At 61.8% G+C, this 20,131-nt stretch carries 13 protein-coding genes; 7 read left to right on the top strand and 6 right to left on the bottom strand.

Features of this window, described 5'->3' with window-relative positions:
* From HMPREF2894_RS04485 to HMPREF2894_RS04475, 3 genes are all read left to right on the top strand, one after another.
* Positions 1-1,020, top strand: coding sequence for an alpha/beta fold hydrolase (locus tag HMPREF2894_RS04485; protein WP_070677995.1), 1,020 nt, complete (start codon positions 1-3; stop codon positions 1,018-1,020).
* Positions 1,021-1,204: 184 nt separating this feature from the next.
* A complete protein-coding gene (locus HMPREF2894_RS04480) occupies positions 1,205-2,296 on the top strand; it encodes an S-(hydroxymethyl)mycothiol dehydrogenase (RefSeq protein ID WP_049337814.1) in 1,092 nt (363 codons plus the stop codon).
* A gap of 9 nt (positions 2,297-2,305) precedes the next feature.
* Entirely contained in the window at positions 2,306-2,953 is a 648-nt protein-coding gene (locus HMPREF2894_RS04475; protein WP_070677993.1) for an MBL fold metallo-hydrolase, read from the top strand.
* Between the two features lie 133 nt (positions 2,954-3,086).
* Here the strand turns inward: HMPREF2894_RS04475 and HMPREF2894_RS04470 are convergent, their stop codons facing one another.
* The 3 genes from HMPREF2894_RS04470 to HMPREF2894_RS04460 form a co-directional block, all read right to left on the bottom strand.
* On the bottom strand, positions 3,087-4,676 hold the full coding sequence (locus tag HMPREF2894_RS04470) for an MFS transporter (protein WP_246827014.1): 1,590 nt from the start codon (positions 4,674-4,676) through the stop codon (positions 3,087-3,089).
* Between the two features lie 65 nt (positions 4,677-4,741).
* Positions 4,742-8,011 (bottom strand): AAA family ATPase, encoded by a 3,270-nt coding sequence (locus HMPREF2894_RS04465; RefSeq protein WP_070677990.1) that lies wholly within the window; start codon positions 8,009-8,011, stop codon positions 4,742-4,744.
* On the bottom strand, positions 8,008-9,228 hold the full coding sequence (locus HMPREF2894_RS04460; protein ID WP_246827013.1) for an exonuclease SbcCD subunit D: 1,221 nt from the start codon (positions 9,226-9,228) through the stop codon (positions 8,008-8,010). The genes HMPREF2894_RS04465 and HMPREF2894_RS04460 overlap by 4 nt, the downstream gene beginning before the upstream one ends.
* A 438-nt stretch (positions 9,229-9,666) precedes the next feature.
* Between HMPREF2894_RS04460 and HMPREF2894_RS04455 the strand changes: the two genes are divergently transcribed.
* Positions 9,667-10,812 carry an ADP-ribosylglycohydrolase family protein gene (locus HMPREF2894_RS04455; protein WP_070634507.1) on the top strand — a complete coding sequence of 382 codons (1,146 nt, stop codon included), beginning with the start codon at positions 9,667-9,669 and terminating at the stop codon, positions 10,810-10,812.
* Between the two features lie 504 nt (positions 10,813-11,316).
* Here the strand turns inward: HMPREF2894_RS04455 and HMPREF2894_RS04450 are convergent.
* The 3 genes from HMPREF2894_RS04450 to HMPREF2894_RS04440 all read right to left on the bottom strand — a co-directional run bounded on the left by HMPREF2894_RS04450 (position 11,317) and on the right by HMPREF2894_RS04440 (position 16,063).
* On the bottom strand, positions 11,317-12,702 hold the full coding sequence (locus HMPREF2894_RS04450) for an RNA polymerase sigma factor (protein WP_070677989.1): 1,386 nt from the start codon (positions 12,700-12,702) through the stop codon (positions 11,317-11,319).
* A gap of 395 nt (positions 12,703-13,097) precedes the next feature.
* Positions 13,098-14,951 carry a metal-dependent hydrolase gene (locus HMPREF2894_RS04445; protein ID WP_070677987.1) on the bottom strand — a complete coding sequence of 618 codons (1,854 nt, stop codon included), beginning with the start codon at positions 14,949-14,951 and terminating at the stop codon, positions 13,098-13,100.
* A gap of 206 nt (positions 14,952-15,157) precedes the next feature.
* Positions 15,158-16,063, bottom strand: coding sequence for a PAC2 family protein (locus HMPREF2894_RS04440; RefSeq protein WP_070677984.1), 906 nt, complete (start codon positions 16,061-16,063; stop codon positions 15,158-15,160).
* Between the two features lie 433 nt (positions 16,064-16,496).
* Between HMPREF2894_RS04440 and HMPREF2894_RS04435 the strand changes: the two genes are divergently transcribed.
* The 3 genes from HMPREF2894_RS04435 to HMPREF2894_RS09240 all read left to right on the top strand — a co-directional run.
* Positions 16,497-17,993 (top strand): leucyl aminopeptidase, encoded by a 1,497-nt coding sequence (locus HMPREF2894_RS04435; RefSeq protein WP_070677982.1) that lies wholly within the window; start codon positions 16,497-16,499, stop codon positions 17,991-17,993.
* A gap of 427 nt (positions 17,994-18,420) precedes the next feature.
* The gene (gene lpdA / locus HMPREF2894_RS04430) at positions 18,421-19,806 is read left to right on the top strand and encodes a dihydrolipoyl dehydrogenase (RefSeq protein WP_044142607.1); all 1,386 of its coding nucleotides are present in this window, start codon (positions 18,421-18,423) and stop codon (positions 19,804-19,806) included.
* Positions 19,807-19,997: 191 nt separating this feature from the next.
* Positions 19,998-20,131: biotin/lipoyl-containing protein (locus tag HMPREF2894_RS09240; protein ID WP_304009770.1), on the top strand; the 134-nt coding region annotated here is incomplete at its 3' end.

Here is a 20,131-nt window from a genome sequence, read left to right as displayed (position 1 = left end):
ATGACCAGTGCAGAATTCTCTCCCGCGCCCTTTGCCGTACCCAATGCTGTTGTACCAGGCACTACCCTGCCCGACCTCGAGTACACCCTCTACCAGCCGCAGCAGCTCAAAAGCCGCGTCCCCGCCCTCATGCTTCACGGCTTCGCCACCCGCGGCGAACAGCTCTACGGCGGCACCAGCTGGATCCGCCAATACCTGCGCGCCGGATACCCCGTGCTGATTGTTACCCTGCCCTACCACTCAGACGAATACCTCAAAGACCCCGAATCCATGCACGCCGTCGACTGCAAACTCCCCGACAACACGAGCGTGCGCAGCCGCACAATTCCGTTCGATTCGGTGCCCCCTGTCGATGCGGCAGGTCAGCCGCTGACCCCCATGCACCTGTTCACCAACCTGCTCGCCCAGCTGCTGCGCACCGTCGCCACCGAGAACGACCTCGGCGTTGAACTGGAGCCCCGCGCGCACGTTATTGGCTTCTCCTTCGGCGCCCGCGTCGGCTGGGAACTCGCCCTCACCCACCCGGAGGCAGTCGCATCCCTCACCCTGGGCGGCCTGCCCCTACACGACCACCTCATTACCCTGCGCGCCATGCTCGAAGCGCACGAGGGAACCAGCGTCACGGCGGATGGTGAAACCCCGGCGGCAGACTCCACCGACGAGGCGATTGCCTCCTTCACCTCGATCATTGACAACTCCCCCATTCAACCCGACGCGCTGCTGAAGTTCGTGAGGATTCCCTTCGGCCCGTTCTTCAACGTGCCCGCCCTGCGTGCCGGATCCCCCGACCTGCCTGCGGGTCACCCGGGCGCGCATCCGCACGCGCCCATTGCGGTCGTGCTCGGTGACGCGGACACCATCGCCGCCGACGGTGCCGAACTCTACGACATGGTGCGCGGCGACAACCCGCTCAACCGCTTCATCTCCCTGCCCGGCCGCGACCACGTGAACGCACTGACCTCGGGCGCATTCCGACGCGGTGCGCTCACCTTTGCGGCAGAGGTGGAGGCGGCAGAGTAAGTAGCCGCAGGCTACGCGGGTTCCGGGCGGGTTGAGTTACAACGTCATAAAACGTCACATTCACCTGGGGGCTTCACGCTCACCCCCGGGGTGCATCAGGTATGCCTTAGCTCTTAGAATGGGAACGTATCAAAAAACCTTTATCTGCGGTTGAACCTCAGCCGCGCCTCAGCAAAGGAGCACCATGCACAAGGTTAAGGCTGTCGTAGCCCTCGCCCAGGACGCGCCCGTCACCGTCACCACCATCAACGTACCCGACCCCGGCAAGGGCGAAGCACTCGTCAAGGTCCTCACCTGCGGTGTCTGCCAGACCGATCACCACTACGTCACCGGCGGCGTCGGCCAGGACTTCCCCTACCTGCTCGGCCACGAGTCCGCAGGTATCGTTGAGGCTGTCGGCGATGACGTCACCGACATCGCCCCCGGCGACCTGGTCATCCTCAACTGGCGTGCCGTCTGCGGCGAATGCCGCGCATGCCGCAAGGGCCAGCCGCAGTACTGCTTCGCAACCCACAACGCAACCCAGAAGATGACCCTCGAGGACGGTACCGAACTCACCCCCGCACTGGGTATCGGCTCCTTCGCGGAGAAGACCCTCGTCGCAGCAGGTCAGTGCACCAAGATCACCGCTGACATCAGCCCCGAACAGTACGCAGCAATCGGTCTGCTCGGCTGCGGTGTCACCGCAGGTCTGGGCGCTGTGCTGAACACCGGTGAGCTCAAGCGCGGCGAGTCCGTCGCAGTCATCGGTTGCGGCGGCGTCGGCACCGCAGCAATCGCAGGCGCACAGCTCGGTGGCGCAACCACCATCATCGCCGTCGACATCGACGAAGAGAAGCTGGCACGCGCACGCGAGCACGGCGCAACCCACACCGTGAACTCCTCCAAGGTCGACCCCGTTGAGGCTATCAAGGAACTCACCGGCGGCTTCGGTGCAGACCTCGTCATCGACGCTGTCGGCATCGCCCCCACCTTCAAGCAGGCATTCGAAGCACGCGACCTGGCTGGCCGCGTCGTCCTCGTCGGCGTGCCCGCACCCGGCACCACCTGGGACATCCCGCTGGATGAGGTGTTCGGCCGCGGCGGCTCCATCAAGAGCGCATGGTACGGCGACACCCTGCCCTCCCGCGACTTCCCCGAATTCGTGGACCAGTACCTGCTCGGCCGCCTCGACCTGGACGGCTTCGTCTCCGAGCGCATCCGCCTCGAAGACGTCAACGAAGCATTCGAAACCATGAAGACCGGCCGCGTGCTGCGCTCGGTCGTGGAACTCTAGGACCGTAGCGTGAGCGAACGTATTGAACGAGTCATCACCTCCGGCACCTTCTCGCTGGACGGCGGCTGCTGGGACGTTGACAACAACGTCTGGATTATCGGCAATGACTCCTCCGTAATCATCATTGACCCCGCCCACGACGTCGACAAAATCTCCCGCACCGTCGCAGGCCGCACCGTGGAGAAGATCCTGCTGACCCACGCCCACGACGACCACATCCGCAGCGCCAAGGAGGCGGCAGAACGCTTCGGCGCACCCGTCTACCTGAACCCCGCAGACCGTGTGCTCTGGGAAATGGTGTACCCTTCCTGGGACTTCGACCACGAACTCGCTGACGGCGATATACTGCGCATCGGCGACACCGAACTGAAGGTCCTCGCCACCCCCGGCCACTCCCCCGGCTCCGTGTGCTTCTATGCACCCACCCTCAGCTGGGAGAACAGCGAAGGGGTCGTCTTCTCCGGCGACACTCTCTTCAACGGCGGCCCCGGCGCAACCGGACGCTCCTACAGCGACTTCGACACCATCATCGAGTCGATTTCGACCCGCCTGCTGACCCTGCCCGAGTCCACCGCGGTCCTCACCGGCCACGGCGACAGCACCGGCATCGGCCTGGAAGCACCCGAGCTTCCGGCATGGATCAAGCGCGGTCACTAAACTGTAGCCTCACGCTGAGGCTCTCACACTGAGGTTCTCAGGCCGAGGTTCACCACAAACCGAGCACGGTACGCAAAAGGCGGATGCCCCACCACCTGCAGAAGGTGGCGGGGCATCCGCCTTTAAACATGCGCTAACGACGTTCCAACTGATGCCAAGGAGTCAGCTGCTCCTCATGCTCCTCACGCCACAGGTAGCCGTACAAATGACCCAACGCAAAATACAGCGTCGCAATAATCACCGGCACCATAAACGCATTACGGTAATACGGAGCGTCACCCATATAGCCGCCCCACATACTACCCATCGCAAGACCAATACCCAGCATCGAGCGGGTAAAGAAGCTCGCCTGCGCATCAGGAATATGCTTGAGCGAACGGTTCAGCCACAGCTCATGACCGCCAAACGCCACACCCAGCACCGCACCACACAGCACCAACGCATAGAAAATCGTGGACGTATCATCACTCGCCGGCAAATACAGGGCACCCATAATCAGCAGAACGCCGCTCACCAACCAACCATGCCACGGGTTCACCGAACGGGCACCCAAAACCACGGGGAAAGACACAAGCACCATCGCGCCGGTACCGGTCGCAACCATCGCCATGAACAGGTTCATCGAACCGTGAATCAGCGAGAAGCCCAGCAGACCCGAACCGACCGCGCCCATACACGCACCCAGCAGCACCAGACCAAGAATCAACACCACCGTCTGCTTATTCGGACGGACCAGATTCTTCGGCGGAGACATGCGAATACGCGAAATATCCGGCAGCCACATCGGCGCGGCCAGAACCACAATGAACAGTAGCGCATCCAGAATCATCGTGATCCAGAAGCCCGCATACTCATGATTCGGGGTGAGGTACGCATCGCCCAGCCGCACCAGCAGAGCAGCCAGCGGGTACATCGACAGGTTCGCCGTCGTCCCCCAAGAAACAGCTGTCGACAAGCGAACATCACTGTACTTATAGTTGCGGCGGTACAGCGACTCCAACGCAAACGGCGTCCACGGCGGAGTCGTAAAACCCATCGCCACGCAAGAGAGCGCATGGTATGTCGTACTCACGTTATTCGGGTCAACCGTCAAACGCCAACCAATGACCAGCATATTCAGCACCGCAGCAATATTCAGCACCGACGTAATCGCCAGCAACGCCCTCAAACCCAGGGCACGCACCAGCATCGGGCCGAGCATAATCTGCACCGAATACGCGCCAGCAAACGCCGCCACCGCATAGCCGCCATCATGCACACTACCCAGGTGGCTCGCCAACAGAATATACAGCGCAAACGCCGAAGAAGCCGCCGGAATATGGAACAGAATCGTCAACACATTACGGGCAAAGCCCTCATCACGGAGCACACCGCGCAGATGGTAACGCTGCTCCTTACCGTTACGCAGGAACAACGCCCAATGCTGACGCAAAATATCCGGCACCGAGGCGTTCGTATTAACCTCATCCGCAGTAGGAACCGGTCGCGGCGGCAACTCCTGCAACACGTGGTCGTTACTGCGCACCACATCCGTCAAGGACGTACCCGGAACCGTTGGAATACCCGTGCCCGAAGCACACGACTTATCCGGCGAATCGGAGGCGGGTGCCACCTTCATGGTGCGCGGAGGAACCTCCGGCGCGGATGCGTTAGCGCGCGCATCAGCCGAAGGTTCCACACGATACGTTGAGTTCGGGTCCCTGTCCTGAGGTGTCGAGGTCATCATCTCTTTCACGAATAAGCCGCCGGACATGCCACAATAGCAGCCCGGAAGCGAATTTATGCCTACTAGGAGTTTACCCTCACCGACGAGCCGTTCTGACCCTTTTCAACCACAATCTGGGCGGGAATACGGTTCTTCATCTCCTCCACATGCGAAATCAGGCCAATAGTGCGGCCGCTATCACGCAGAGATTCGATCGTGCCCATCACCATGTCCAAGGTTTCGGCGTCCAACGTGCCAAAACCCTCATCAATGAACAGGGTATCCAGCTCGATACCGCCGTTATTCGCCTGCACAACCTCAGCCAGACCCAACGCCAACGACAGCGACGCCAAGAACGACTCACCACCGGACAGCGACGACGCCTCACGCGGCTCGCCCGTCCAGGTGTCGGTAATCTCCAGGTTCAGGCCGCCGCCGGAACGGCTACCCTTCGCACGGTGATCGCTGAACACCATGCCGTAGCGGCCCTCACTCATGCGATCCAGGTGCAGTGACGCCGAGTGCAGAATCCGCTCAAACTCGGCACCCAGCACGTAACTCACCAGGTCAACCTGATGCTCATAGCCGCCCAGCGTGTCACCGCGGGCAGCCGCCGCCAGGTTCGCCAACATCTGCGCACGGTCATAACGCTGCGCCGTCTTCGCACGGAACGCCGCATACTCGCCACGCAGCACATGCAAAGAACGCAGCATGCTCTCCCGCTCACCCTCACGAAGAGTCAACCGGTGCGCCGCCGCACGCAGCTGCTCAACCCGCTCACGCACACCCTGCAGATCATCCGGCGCCTGCTCACCAGCGGCGGCACGAGCCGCCACCGCAACAATCGCCTCACGGCCAAAGCCCTCAAGGAGGCGGGCATGCTCCAGCTCGTACGCGGCAACAGCCTGCTCCAGGGCGTCGACGCGCTCGGAGGTACGCACCGCCGCATGAACCAGCTCGGCGCTCTCAAACGAAGACTCAGCCAGCAAACGCTCAGCCGCAGCAGCCGCCAAAGCATGACGCTCACGCGCCTGCCCCAACAGCAACACCGCACGAGCAAGACGCTGATGCGCCGCACGGTAACCCTCAACAGCCTCAACACGTTGCGCAAAACCCACCGCTGCACGAGCAGGCGCCAACTCAGCCGCAGCCGCCTCACAGCGCGCCGCAGCATCACGGTGACGAGTCTGAGCCTCAACCGCCGCGCTCTCGATGGTGCGTAGCGCCTCCTGAGCCTTCTGCTGCTCGGCACGCACCCGCTCAACCTTCACCAGCACGCCGTCACGCGCGGTCACGCGCGACTGAGCCTGCGCGAGGCGGGTCTGCGCCTGCTGCAGCTGGGCGGCAGTCTGCTCAACATCGCACTCGCCCTGAGCCACCAGGGTCTCGTACTGGGTGCGGGCGGCGGCAAGCGCCTCGGAGGCTTCCTGATGTGCCTTGGTCGCCCGATCCTTAGCCAGTTCGTGGGTACGCGCCTGCTTGTGTGCCTTGTCTTCACGCTCCTTGGCGGCGTCCAGGTCGGCACGCTCAACCAGCTGCTCGCCCTCGGCAATCTGCGCGGGGGCGGGGTGCTCGACCGAGCCGCAGACCGGGCAGGGTTCACCGTCCTTGAGCTCGCGCGCCAGCAGGGAGGACGCCTGGGCGAGGCGCAGCACCTGCAGGTTCTTGAACTCCTCCGTAGCGGCGAGCGCCTGCTGAGCCGAAGCCTGCCACTTTTCCTGCGCCTTCTGCTCGGCGGTGGCGGTGCGCTTGCTCTGTTTCTCAGCCTCAGCAACCGCTGCGGAGGCGGCATCGAGCTTCTGCTGCATCTGCTGAGCGGCATCGAGCTTCTGCTGCGCCTCAGTGACCAGGTGCGCGGCGAGGGTACGCTCTTCGTCGGCGGTACTGTAGCCGGCGAGTTCTTCGGCAAGCTGCTCGGCGGCGGCGGTCAGGTCGCTCAGGGTCTTTTCGGCACGCGCCTTGTCCTGCTCGAGGGCGTTCGCCTGCTTCAGCAGGGCGGCAACGGCGGCTTCCTCGTCGGTAAGCTGTGCGTCCTTCTTCTGCAGGGCGCGCAGGGTGTCGAGGAGCGCCTCGAGCTGGGTTTCCTGTTCAGCGGGCTCGAGCTCCGGGAGTGCGGCGAAGGTCGTCTCCTCGGGGAAGGTGACGTCTTCCGGGGTTTCCTCATCGCGCAGTGCCGCAAGCAGGGCGCGACCAGTATCATCCAGCGCGGATGCGCACGCCGCCTGGTCCTGTTGGCGGGCGGCGAGCGCCTGCGATTCGGTGTGGACCTGCGTGTACTGTGCGTGCAGGGGCGCGGCGGCACGCGCCTGCGCCAGCTCTTCACGATGCGCTTTGTGCTCGTCGGCGCGTTCGGTCAGGCGGGTGCGGCGTTCGCAGAGCTGCTCGTATTCGCGCCAGTCGGCCTGCAGTTGGGCGCGTTCGGCGAGCAGGCGGGTGTTCCGGTCGGCTTCGTTGGTGAGGCGCTGCTGTTCCTGCTTCTCGCGCACGGAGGTTTTGCGGGCGCGTTCTACTCCGCCGGCAACCCATGCGTCGAGGGTTTCGGCGGTGACATTCTCGGCAGTGACGTTCTCAGTGGTGAGGTTTTCGGAAGTCTCCTCGCCCGCCTCCGCAGCTTCCTCAGCATCCGAATCCACAGCGTCCAGTAGCGACTGCAGGGCGAGCATTTCTGCGCGGGCACGTTCAAGGTAGCCGCGCTGGGTGTTTTCGTCCTGGGCGACTTCCTGCTGGGCGGTTTTCGCTTCCTCAGTGAGTGCAGCGAAGAGCTGTTCGTAGTGTTCGACGGGGAACATCTTTTTGAGCAGTTCTTTGCGTTCTTTGGGCTTGGACTTGAGGAATTGCGCGAACTGGCCCTGCGGCAGGAGTACGACTTTGAGGAATTGTTCTTTGGTCAGGTGGGTGCGTTCGGCGATGGTGCGGTTGACTTCGGCGACGCTGCTGGAGATGGGGATCCAGGCTTTTTCGTCGGCGGGGTCGGCGCCGGGTGCGAGTTCGGCGAGGGTTGCTTTGGCGCTTTCTTCGCGCATCTGGCCTTTGCGGGCGCCGCGGGTGATGGGTTTGTTGTAGGCGGGGGTGCGGTCGATGCGCAGGCGCTTGCCGTGGAGGGTGACGTCGAGTAACACGCGCGGTTTGGTGCCGCTGTGTGCCGCGTAGGTGGAGTGCAGTTTGGCGGATTCGCGGTCGCTGCTGGTTTCGCCGTAGAGGGCGTAGCAGATAGCGTCGAGGATGGTGGTTTTACCGGCACCGGTTGGGCCGTTGAGTAGGAATACGCCGGCGTTGTTGAGGGTGTCGAAGTTGATTTCTTGGCGCTTGGGGTATGCCATGAAGGCTTCGAATTCGAGGTTGTGCAGGATCATGCGTTGTCCTTGTGGCTTTTGATGTGGTCGCTGAGGGTGGTGATGACGTCGCGTTCTTCGCTGGTGAGGGGGCGGTTGCGTACGTATTGGTGGAATTGGTCGAAGGTTTCGACGGGGTCGGCGTCGCGGGTGGGCGGTGCGGCGGTGGGTTTGTCGGTGGCGGGTTGGGTGCTGCGGTAGCTGAAGTGGGAGATGGTTTCGTAGCGGCTGCGCAGGCGGTCGACGGCGCCGACGGGTAGGGTTTCGTCGGTGAGTTCGATGCGGCAGTAGTAGCCCTGCTCGTAGGGGCTGTTTTCTGGGGCGTTGAGTAGCTGCTCCATGGTGCCGCGCAGGGTTTTCATGTGTACACGGGTTGCCCATTCGTGGCTGCTGATGGTGGGTTCTTCGCCGGGGTTGAGTTCGATGAGGTAGGCGCCGTTGCGGTTGTGTTCTTCGCTGAATGAGAAGCCGAGCGGGGAGCCGCTGTAGCGGATGGTGTGGGTGACGGGGTAGCGCTTGTGGATGTGGCCGAGGGCTACGTAGTCGAAGCCGTCGAAGAGGGAGGCGGGTACCCAGTCGATACCGCCGACGCTGATGTCGCGTTCGGAGTCGCTGCGGGGTGTGGTGTCTGCGCTGCCGGCGGTGTCACTGCCGGTGGTGTCGCTGACTGTTGCGTGGCTCATGACGATGATGCGGTCGGCGCCTGCGCCGCGGGCGCGTCGTTCTGCGGCGTCGGCGCGGATGGCGTCGGTGACGGCGCCGAGGACGGCCTGGTGGGTGGGGTCTACACCGAGGGCGGTGGCGTGGAGGCGCGGCGCGAGGTAGGGGATGGCGTAGACGTGTACGCGCAAGGTGCCGTCGGTGAGTTCGACGGGGCGGGTGGCGTCTTCGAGGCTGGTGCGCAGGTGCACGCCGGAGGCTTCGAAGAACGCGGCGCCGTAGCTGAGGCGGCGGAAGGAGTCGTGGTTGCCGGAGCTGAGGATGACGTGCACGCCAGCGCGCATGAGGCGGGGGAGTGCCTGGTCGAGCAGGGTGGTGCTTTCGGCGGTGGGGATGGTGCTGTCGTAGACGTCACCGCTGATGAGGAGGGTGTCGATACCTTCGGCGTGCACGTAGTTGAGCAGTTCGTCGATGAACTGCTGGTGTTCGCGGGTGAGGGGGCTGCGGTGGAAGGTGCGGCCGAGGTGCCAGTCGGAGGTGTGCAGAATCTTCATGGTTTCAGTATGGCACTGCGTCATGTTTTGCGCCTCGCAGTTCGTCATTCAGGGGTCGGAACCCACCACTGCGTAGGTGCTCATGCGGAGCGGGGGCTCCGTCCTCAAGGCGCCCCGGCGCCGCAGAGGGGGCACTCCCCCGCGAGCATGAGCGCAAAGCCGTTTTTGTCTAAGCCTCTCCATTCCCGGCGAGGAAGAGTAGCCAACCATCCTCGGCGTAGGTGCTCATGCGGAGCGAGGGCTCCTTCCCCGGTGTCTCCCCATCCGCGGAGTAGGCATCCTACCGCGGCGTAAGTGCTCATGCGGAGCGGGGGCTCCGTCCTCAAGGCGCCCCAGCGCCGCAGAGGGGGCACTCCCCCGCGAGCATGAGCACGAAGCCACTTGGTACCCCCGCACATCCTGAGCACAAAGTCGACTGGTACATCCCCCACGCATCCTAAGCACCCGTGGGATAATCGCCCTATGAGTTTTTCTTCTGTTGAGTTCACGCATGCACCTGAGGTTTCGGCTGAGTTTGCGGGCAGGGTGCGCGGCCTGTTGTGTGCGTCTGCGTTGGGTGATGCGCTGGGTTATCCGTTGGAGTTGTTGTCGGCTGAGCAGATTGCGGAGCGTGCCCCTAAGCCGTGGGAGTCGGCGTTTGGTGAGCTGCTGGTCAGTGATGATACGCAGCTGATGTGTTTCACTCTGGATGGCCTGACGGAGGTTTTGGAGTGGAATAATGAGGGCGCGGCGGCGGATGAGTTAGCGTGTCTGTGGTTGGCGTATTTGCGGTGGTTCCGCGGTATTGGTGAGGTTCTGCCGGAGTCTGCGCCGTTTTCGTTGGATCGTGAGATTGATGGTTCGTCGGAGTTGACGGCTCGTCGTGGTCCGGGTGCGGCAACGTTGCGGGCGTTGGGTTCGGGTGAGATGCAGTTGGTGTCGAAGTCATTGACTCCTGATGCTTTGGGTAGTGGCGCGTTGGTGCGTTCGGCGGCGTTGGGTGTTTTGCCGGTGGCGCAGGAGCGTACGGTGGTTTTGTTGGCGGTGCGTGCGGCGGCGTTGACCCATGGGCATCCGGAGGCGTTGGCTTCGGCGGCGGCGTACGCGTTGCTGATTCGTGATCTGTTGGCGTCCCCCTCCGGTTCGTTTGACGCGTTGCTGGAGTCGGCGCGTCGTGTGCTGTCGTGGTGTGGTTCGGTGGCGGCGGATGATTCGATTCCGGGTGATGCTTCGCGTACGGCGGCGGCGCTGAGTCGTGCCGTCGAGCTGCTGGAGGGCGGTACGGTGCCGGTGCCGGAGGCTGTGGCGGAGCATTTTGGTACGGGTTGGACGGCGCCTGAGCTGTTGGGTGTGGCTCTCTGGTGCGCGGCGGATGCTGTGAAGAGTCTGTCGGCTGATGCTGATGATGCGACGGTGCGTGGTGCCCTGTTTGAGGGGTTGTGCCGTGCGGTGTCGGTGGATTCGGATTCGGATTCGGTGGGTGCGATGACGGCGGCGTTGTGGGCGGCGGCTGGTTTCCCGGTGGGTGGCGATGAGGCTGATGCGTGGTCGGAGGCGCTGGGTCGTGTGCGTGGTTTGGATCAGGTGGAGGCGGTGGCGGACCGCTATCTGCGCCAGCTGAGCCTGTAGCGGCGCTGAACCTCAACGGCGCAGCGGACATGCGTAATGGCGGAGGCCCCATCCTCAAAGCGCCTAGCCCATTCACTTATTGGGGCGCCGCAGAGGGGGCACTCCCCCGCGAGCATCGTCCGCGAGCCGACTGTACGGAACTGCATAACGTGCATCGCCCGCAAAGCCAACTTGACATACTCAGCCCTTGTGGAACTGAACTTTGACGGCGCAACGGACATGCGTAGCGGGGGCTCCGTCCTCAAGGCGCCCCGGCGCCGCAGAGGGGGCACTCCCCCGCGAGCATCGTCCACAAGCCGTCGCTCCAACCGCATATAAGTAGCAGAAAAGGCTCTCCGGTATGTCGGAGAGCCTTTTCTGTATGTGCTAGAACTAGCGAAACTAAACCTTACGGCGTAGCCGGTCACGCGTAGCGGGGGCTCCGTCCTCAAGGCGCCCCGGCGCCGCAGAGGGGGCACTCCCCCGCGAGCGGGAACCGGTGCGCCGTTGTTGGTAGTCGGAGTACTAGTCCAGGTAGTCGCGCAGTACCTGCGAACGCGAGGGGTGACGGAGCTTCGACATGGTCTTCGACTCAATCTGGCGGATGCGTTCGCGGGTCACGCCGTAGACCTTGCCGATTTCGTCGAGGGTCTTGGGCTGACCGTCGGTCATGCCGAAGCGCATTGCGACCACGCCGGCTTCACGCTCGGAGAGGGTGTCGAGCACGGAGTGGAGCTGTTCCTGCAGAAGGGTGAAGGACACTGCATCTGCGGGGACGACTGCTTCGGAGTCTTCGATGAGGTCGCCGAATTCGGAGTCGCCGTCTTCACCGAGGGGGGTGTGCAGGGAGATGGGTTCGCGGCCGTACTTCTGGACTTCGATGACCTTTTCGGGGGTCATGTCGAGTTCCTTGCCGAGTTCTTCGGGGGTGGGTTCGCGGCCGAGGTCCTGAAGCATCTGGCGCTGCACGCGGGCGAGCTTGTTGATGACTTCTACCATGTGCACGGGGATGCGGATGGTGCGGGCCTGGTCTGCCATTGCGCGGGTGATGGCCTGGCGGATCCACCAGGTTGCGTAGGTGGAGAACTTGAAGCCCTTGGAGTAGTCGAACTTTTCGACGGCGCGGATGAGGCCGAGGTTGCCTTCCTGGATGAGGTCGAGGAAGAGCATGCCGCGGCCGGTGTAGCGCTTGGCGAGGGAGACTACGAGTCGCAGGTTGGCTTCGAGCAGGTGGTTTTTGGCTCGCTTGCCGTCGTGGACGACCCAACGCAGGGCTTTCTTGAGGTCTTTGTCCATGTCGGGGTTTTCAGCGAGCTTGTGTTCGGCGTAGAGGCCTGCTTCGATGCGCTTGGCGAGGTCGACTTCCTGCTGTGCGTTGAGCAGGGAGACTTTGCCGATTTGCTTGAGGTAGTCCTTGACGGGGTCGGCGGTTGCGCCGGGGGTGACGACGCGCTGTGCGGGTGCGTCGTCGTCGTCGTTTGCGGTGAGGACGAAGCCGGAGCCCTTGGCTGCTACTGCTTCTGCGGCCTTCTTTTCTTCTATTTTGGCTGCGGTTTCTTCGTCTTCTTCGTCGGTTTCGTCTTCGCCGTCGGTGGTTTCGAGTTCTTCGTCGAGTCCGAGGTCGAATTCGTCGTCGCTCTTTTTGTGGCGGCCACCGGTCTTGCGCTTGGTTGCGGTTTTGGTGGTGGTGGTGGTTTTGCGGGTGCGCTTGGGCTTGTCTGCCTCGGTTTCGGCAGTAGTTTCGGCAGTGGTTTCAGCACCGGTTTCGGCGGTTGCGCCGGTGGTGTCTTCGGTTGCCGCTGCGGCTTTGGTGGTTGCCTTCTTGGTGCGGGTGGTCTTGGTGGTGGTTTTTGCGACGGTTTCTTCGGTTGCGTCGCCGGTCACGGTCTTCTTGCTGGTTGCAGGTGCCACTAGAACCCTTTCTGGCTTGTGGTGGGGTGTTTTGTTTGCAAAACACCTAAGACCCTGTCAAGTCTGTGCTGGCGTCCTCGGTCGGGGTGTTTGCTGCGTTTATCCGGTTTAACGCTGTGGGGGCGGGTTTTATTCCGCGTGCGTTGGGCGGTTTGCAGGGTTCCGTTGCTCGTTGTGTGGAGCGGTTTGAGGGCGCGTTATAGCGCATTGACTGTACGGGGTCAATATATAAGTATTGCAGATTTTTGGTTGCTTTCAACTTGACGCGCTGTTTGGGTGGCTTGTGGGCCTGGTTTTGGGTGAGTGCGGCTGTGTGCGGGAGGGGCGTGCCCGGTGGCGCGCCCCTCCCTCGTTTTGTACCTCGCTTTTAGGTGCCGGTTTTAGGTGCCGGGCTTTTAAGGTTTTCGGGGTTTGAGGGTGCTGATGGGTTCGCGGTGTGTTCCGGGTTCGCCGCAGATGGTGTATTTGATCCAGGCGGGTAGGTTGCCTGCGTTGAGGTGTACATCGAGGATGTTGAGGTCCTTTCCGAATGTGTGGCGGTGGGCTTCTTGGCGGAGCATGCGGGCGTAGGTGCTGTAGCCCTTGTACCAGTTGGCCCAGGCTTGGGTGTTGCGTAGTTCGGCGTATTCTCCGTCGGTGCTGTGGGGTGTGAGCAGGCTGGTGAGTAGTTCGAGTGCGTTGAGGCGTGCCCAGTGGGGGCTGTCTAGTTTTCCTTTGAGGGCGTTGAGGTAGTGGGTGTAGACGGCGTGGTGTTTGGTGAGGTATTCGCTGTTGGTGCAGCTTTCGTCGATTCGTTGTTTGAGGTTTTCGAGTTTGTTGTGGGCGTTGTGGTCTTTGGGGTGTTCCTCGAGGCGTGGGAGCAGGTCGCGGCTGATGGTGTTGAGTTCGGCGGCGCTGGCGAGGTCGGCGGGGGTGAGGTTTTCGAGTGCCCAGCCGTTGAGGTTGGTGTGCTGGTTGCTGCGGTTCTGTTGAATGCTGCGGCTCTGCTGAATGGTGCGGTGGGTGCGGCGGATCCAGTCTTGCCATTGCACGCATTTTTCGGGCACGGCGCGTACGTGTGCCTGTTCGGTACCGGGTGTGGCGCTGAGTGCGTGGGTGAAGCTGGCGGGGATGTAGGTTTTGCGGGTGATGCGGGTGCCGTAGCGGGGTGGTTCGAGCGGCGCGCGGTCGGGGCTGGGGTATTCGCCGCCGAAGGCGTGGTAGGTGTATTGGGCGGAGTAGTGCAGGTAGGCGAGCGCTTTTTGGGCGTGGTTGAGCCCGTAGCCGGCGAGGTAGGTGAGCATTTCGGCGGTGATGGGGTTGAGGGTTGCGGGTGCGATGGAGGCGCGTAGGTGCCCGGCGATTTCGGCGGGGATGAGTTCGCGGAGTGCGTCGCCGATGGTGGGCGCGTCACCGGTGATGGGGTTGCCCGCGTTATCGACCGGGTGGGTGGTGAGCAGGTGCGCGGCGGCGTTGATGGCGGCGTCCCAGTAGCAGAGGTCGATTTGGGCTTGGCGGTAGATGGTGCGGACGCCCTGGCGGGCTTCGTCGTGGCGGGTGGTGTGGGTGTGGTCCCAGAGTTCTACGGCGTTTTCCCAGTCGTGGCGGGTTTCGGGGTTGGCTGTGGGGTCGGTGTCCCAGGGGCTGTGGGCGTAGTTGTGTTGGGCGGTGTCGGCGATGGTGTCGCCGTGGCGGGTGAGCCAGGTGTAGTAGCTGCTGTGGCGGATTTCTTCGATGGGTGCGAGGAGGGTGAGCGCTTGCTGTTCGGGGTTGAGCGCCCAGATGCTGGCGCCGCCTGCGTAGATGACGTCTTCGCAGCGTAGTTCGCTGACGATGCGCGGGTCGTGGAGCAGGTGGAGCCATGCGTTGATGGGGATTTGGGTGTCGACGTCCTGTTGGATTTCTTCGATGGCGGCCAGTTGCGCGGTGTCGGGGTTGAGTTGGCGTTGGCGTACGGTGTTGTCGCCGTCGATGATGATGGCGTAGAAGCGGGTGAGGGTTTCGCCGTTGTGACGGGTGGGGAGTTTGGTGAAGGTTTCGTGCAGGAAGTCGGCACGTTCGCTGTGGGTGCAGGGTTCGTCGGGTAGGTTGACGCGCAGGCTGGGGCCGAGGGTGTCATCGGTTGCGGTGAGGATGATGAGTGAGTGGTCGGGCCAGTAGCCGTGCTGGTGGAGGGCGCAGCTGAGCACGTCGTATTCGTTGCGGATGGGCGGGGGCGTGTCGTAGCCGCTGTTGGGGATATTGCCATTGGAGATGTTGTTTGCGTTCATGCCTTCACGGTGGCATGGTTTGCGCGGGTGCTCAGGTTATACAAATAAATCTGTGGATACTTCGGTTCATGATTCCGAAGTATCCACAGATTTATTCGTATTGTTCGTTTGTACGATGGGGTTTGTCCACAGCGGTGCGGGGTGCCGCGTCATAATCCGTCATGCAGAGTAAGGGCGCCCCGAGTGCTTTCCCCTACTGCGCGTACCTATTGTTCGTCGAGGAACCGCTCGAAGAGCGCGCCAATCTCGTCGCGGCTGGGCACGTTGTGCGCGTCGCGTCGCGAGAGGGGAACCGCAATGTCGGAGGTGCGGAAGTTCTCGTCGTAGTTCTCTTCCATGGTCGTGATCATGCGACCAATTTCGGGGTTCTGCTTGACCTGGTCGTTGATCTGGCTGTGCACGTGGCGTGCGGCTTCGCGCAGGTTCTCGGTGGGTAGGGAGAGGTGCGCTGCCATACCCACGTGTTCGAGGGCGGTGAGGGTGCCCTGTGGCAGGTCCGCCTCCGAAATGTACTGGGGAATGTTCACGCCGAAGCCGACGGTGTCGATTCCGTTTTCGGTGAAGAGCACTTCCAGCAGGTTGGTGACGGTTGCGTGCACGTCCGCGCTGGGCTTCCACGGGGAGATACCGCGAATCAGGTCCTTGCGGGAGCCGTGCGCGGTAATCGGGAAGGGGCGGGTGTGCGGCACCGGCATGGGGAATGCGGAGACCAGCACGACCAGGGAGGGCTTGACCCGCTGGGCGATGGTCAGCACCGCCTTTTCGAAGCGCTGCCACTGCAGGTCCGGTTCGGCACCGGTGAGTAGCAGGAACGGCTTGTCGAGGCTGTCTTCTACGGCGTAGAGCTTCAGCTGCGGGTATTGCGGCTTTTCGAAGTGGTCTTGTTCGTAGCGGATGTAGGGGCGGCGGGCACGGTAGTCGTGCAGCTGGTCGCTGTCGAACTCGACGATTTCAATGTTTTTGAGTTCGCTGAGCAGCACCTGCCCGAGCTGCCCTGCGGTGGAGCCTGCGTCTTGCGGGCTGGAGAGGGCGATGACGAGGGTTAGCCCGTGCATCCTGGGGTCGTCCAATATTTTGGTGTTGGCTAAGTAGAGATCTTCGGGGTTGAGCATTACGCCTCCTCACTTCTGTCTGGTTCGCGCCGCGTTCGGGTGGGCTTAGTGTTTTCTGCCGGTACCCGAGGTGTTGGGGCGAAGGGGCGTCTTCTGTTATCTGACGCTTTCCGTAGTCTTTCATTTTATGCCACTACTGCCCTGTCTCGACAGTGTGCGGGCTTTTCTCGCAGTAGGTGAACTTGTTTGGTATCTCGTCGACGTTCTTAAGGCGCTGCAGCTCGGCTTCTTGTGCATTTTTTCTGTTCTGCCAGCTGTTCGGGGTGAGAGCTGAACCTCACGCCCTCCTACATATCCGTGTAGAGTAGAAGCAGTAGTCCGCGTGGCTTTACGCGGCGGTATTCATCCTCACTCTTCGAGGGCCTATAGTTGAGTTTTTCGGGCGCGAGGATGTGCCCCGACTATTTGAGAAGACATACGCAAAGGAGTAACGATGTCTCTGTCTCTGTCTATTCACAGCACCGACCTTGAAGCGCTCGAAGCTGACGTTCTGGTTCTGGGCGTTCTGAAGGGTTCGGACGGCCCGTACCTGGCGCCGAGCTCCCTGTCTGAGGACTCTGTTGAGGGTATTAACGAGTTGCTGGAGGCGCTGGGCGCTTCGGGCGCACCCGATCAGCTGCTGCGTCTGCCCGGTCTTGAGGACACCGGTGCCGGCATTGTGGCGCTGGCGGGTCTGGGCTCCGATACCGCTGAGGGTCAGGAGCGCCTGGATGCTCTGCGTTACGCCGCCGGTTCTGCGGCTCGTCAGCTGGCTGGTTCCGCTGAGGAGGTCGCTTTCGATTTCGGCGTTTCTTCGGTAGAGGAAATTGAGGCTATTGCTCACGGCGCTGTGCTGGGCAACTTCATTGAAGAGGGTCTGCGTTTCAAGACCAAGGATTCGATCAAGGAAGAAATCGAGTCCATTCTGATTGTTTCTTCGATTGATCAGGAAGAGGCTGAAGAGGCTCTGGTGCACGGCCTGGTTCTGGGCGAGACCGCTAAGGACGCTCGCCGCCTGGTGAACCTGCCCCCGTCGCACCTGTACCCGGAGACTTTCGCTGAGTTCGCTGCTGAGGTCGCTGAGGATTACTCGAACATTGAGATTGAACTGTTCCACCACGACCGCCTGGCAGAGGAGGGCTTCGGCGGCATTTCCGGTGTTGGTCAGGGTTCGCCCCGCAAGCCGGTTCTTGCCGTTGTGAAGTACACCCCGGAGAACCCGAAGGCTCACGTTGCTCTGGTTGGTAAGGGTATCACCTTCGATACCGGTGGTAACTCGCTGAAGCCTGCCGCTTCGATGATGACCATGAAGTGCGATATGGCTGGTGCGGCATCGGTTCTGAGCGCTGTGGTTGCTTCTGCTGAGCTGGATGTTCCGGTTGCTGTCACCGGCTACCTGTGCCTGGCTGAGAACATGCCCGGCGGTCACGCACTGCGCCCGGAGGACATTATCACCATGCGTGATGGCCGTACCGTTGAGGTGCTGAACACTGACGCTGAGGGCCGCCTGGTCATGGCTGATGGTATCGCCCTGGCTTCCGAGTCGAACCCGGACGTCATCCTGGACATCGCTACCCTGACCGGTGCCGCTATGGCTGCTCTGGGTCTGCGCACTGCGGCTCTGCTCGGTGACGAGGAGATTCGCGACCGCGTGATTGCAGCCGGTGCAGCTGCGGGTGAGGCTTACTGGCCGATGCCGCTGGAGTCCTACCTGCGTAAGAGCCTGGAGTCCCCCGTTGCTGACATCAAGAACATTGGTTCCCGCTACGGTGGCGCGCTGACTGCGGGCCTGTTCCTGAAGGAGTTCGTGGGCGAGGGCATCCCCTGGGCTCACCTGGATATTGCGGGCCCCGCGTTCAATGAGGAGTCCCCGTACGGCTTCACTCCGAAGGAAGGCACCGGTTTCGGTACCGCTACCCTGGTGAACTTCATCGAGTCCTACGCTAAGTAGTCTGATTGGCTGGGCGCGCGCCCTAATTGGCGCATCCTAATTGGTGCCCCTTATCTGGTGCGAGCCGCACAGCATAGAGCTGATCGGAGGAGGGCTTTCCGGTATTTCTACCGGGGAGCCCTCCTCTGCGTCTGTTCTCGGACACGTTCTGTGCGACCGCTGTGGTGCTCCTGTCATCGCACTGTTCTATGACGCGCCGCTTTTCTTGCGTGGTGAAAAATTTACGGTGTTTGGGCGATTAATCGGCTAAAACCGCCCTGAGTGAACTTAAACGACCGTCAACGGGGGTATTGTTGTATTAAGTGTTTTTCTGCGTACGCGGAGGGGCGCGCGATTTTTTGTAAGTCGCGGGCCTTTCGCGCATGCTGGGAAACCTACCAATAAATTGGTAAAGAACTCATTGCAGGGGTCTTTAGCCCCCACAACTATGCAAGGGAGCAATATCGTGGCTCAAGAATTCGACATCCTCATCCTCGGCGGCGGTTCCGCTGGCTACTCTGCAGCTATTCGCGCACGCCAGCTAGGCTTCACCGTCGGCCTGATCGAGAAGGAAAAGGTCGGCGGCACCTGCCTGCACACTGGCTGTATCCCCACCAAGGCGTACCTGCACGCTGCTGAGCTGGCAGAAGAGGCACGCGAGGCGTCCAAGGTTGGCGTTAACGCTGTGCTGCAGTCCATCGAAATGGGCAAGGTTCGCGATTACAAGGACAACATCGTCTCCGGTAAGTTCAAGGGTCTTGCAGGCCTGCTGAAGATGAAGGGCGTAGAGGTTATCCCCGGCGAGGGTAAGCTGACCGCTCAGGACACCATCACCGTCGGTGGTGTTGAGTACAAGGGTAAGAACATTATCCTGGCATCCGGCTCGGTCTCCAAGACCTTCGGTCTGCCCATTGAGGGTCGCGTTCTGACCTCCACTGAGGCACTGGAGATGGACTACCTGCCCAAGAGCGCTATCGTGCTCGGCGGCGGCGTGATTGGTTGCGAGTTCGCATCCATGTGGAACGCTATGGGCGTTGACGTCACCATCATCGAGGGTCTGCCGAACCTGGTTCCCAACGAGGACCCGGCAATCATCAAGGTTCTGGAGCGCGCGTTCAAGAAGCGCGGCATCAAGTTCAACACCGGCACCCTCTTCGAGAAGGTTGAGCAGGACGCTAACGGTGCTAAGGTCACCCTGGCTGACGGCAAGGTCTTCGAGGCAGAGATCGTTCTGGTTGCTGTTGGTCGTGGCCCGAACACCGCAAACATGGGCTACGAGGAGCAGGGCATCCCCATGGATCGCGGCTTCGTCCTGGCTAACGAGCGCCTGCACACCGGCGTTGGCAACATCTACGCTGTTGGCGACATCGTCCCCGGCGTTCAGCTGGCTCACCGCGGTTACCAGCAGGGTATCTTCGTTGCTGAGGAAATCGCTGGCCTGAACCCCTCCATCGTTGAAGACGTGAACATCCCCAAGGTCACCTTCTGTGACCCGGAGATCGCTTCCGTTGGTTACTCCGAGCCCAAGGCTAAGGAGAAGTTCGGCGCTGAGAACGTTGAGACCGCTGAGTACAACCTGGCTGGTAACGGCAAGTCCGCTATCCTCGGTGCTACCGGTATCGTGAAGGTTGTCCGTCAGAAGGACGGCCCCATCGTTGGTGTTCACGCTATTGGTAAGCGCATGGGTGAGCAGATTGGTGAGGCTCAGATGTGGGTTGCTTGGGAAGCATTCCCCGAGGACGTCGCTAAGTTCATCCACGCACACCCGACTCAGAACGAGTCCCTGGGTGAGGCTGCAATGGTCCTGAACGGCACCCCGCTGCACAGCGCATAAATTTTGCTGACTGGCGTTAGCGCGTCAGCTTAGTATTGACGACCGTTGGTCGTTAGCGGTTGCCGGGCGTATCCGCTGAACAACGCCCCTATCCGGATGCGCGTCGACGTGCTTTGACGCATACGGCGCGCATCCGGGTCGCCGCTCACATTTTTCTAGTTCAAGCATTCACAAGGAGAACGGGAAAGATTATGTCCCACACCGTAGTACTGCCCGCACTGGGCGAGTCCGTGACCGAGGGTACCGTCACCCGCTGGCTCGTTGAGGTCGGCGACACCATTGAGGTTGACGCACCCCTGGTTGAGGTTTCCACCGACAAGGTTGA

Source organism: Rothia sp. HMSC066G02 (assembly GCF_001813145.1).
In the GTDB taxonomy this organism is placed as follows: domain Bacteria; phylum Actinomycetota; class Actinomycetes; order Actinomycetales; family Micrococcaceae; genus Rothia.
This window is presented reverse-complemented; position numbering and strand designations above follow the sequence as displayed.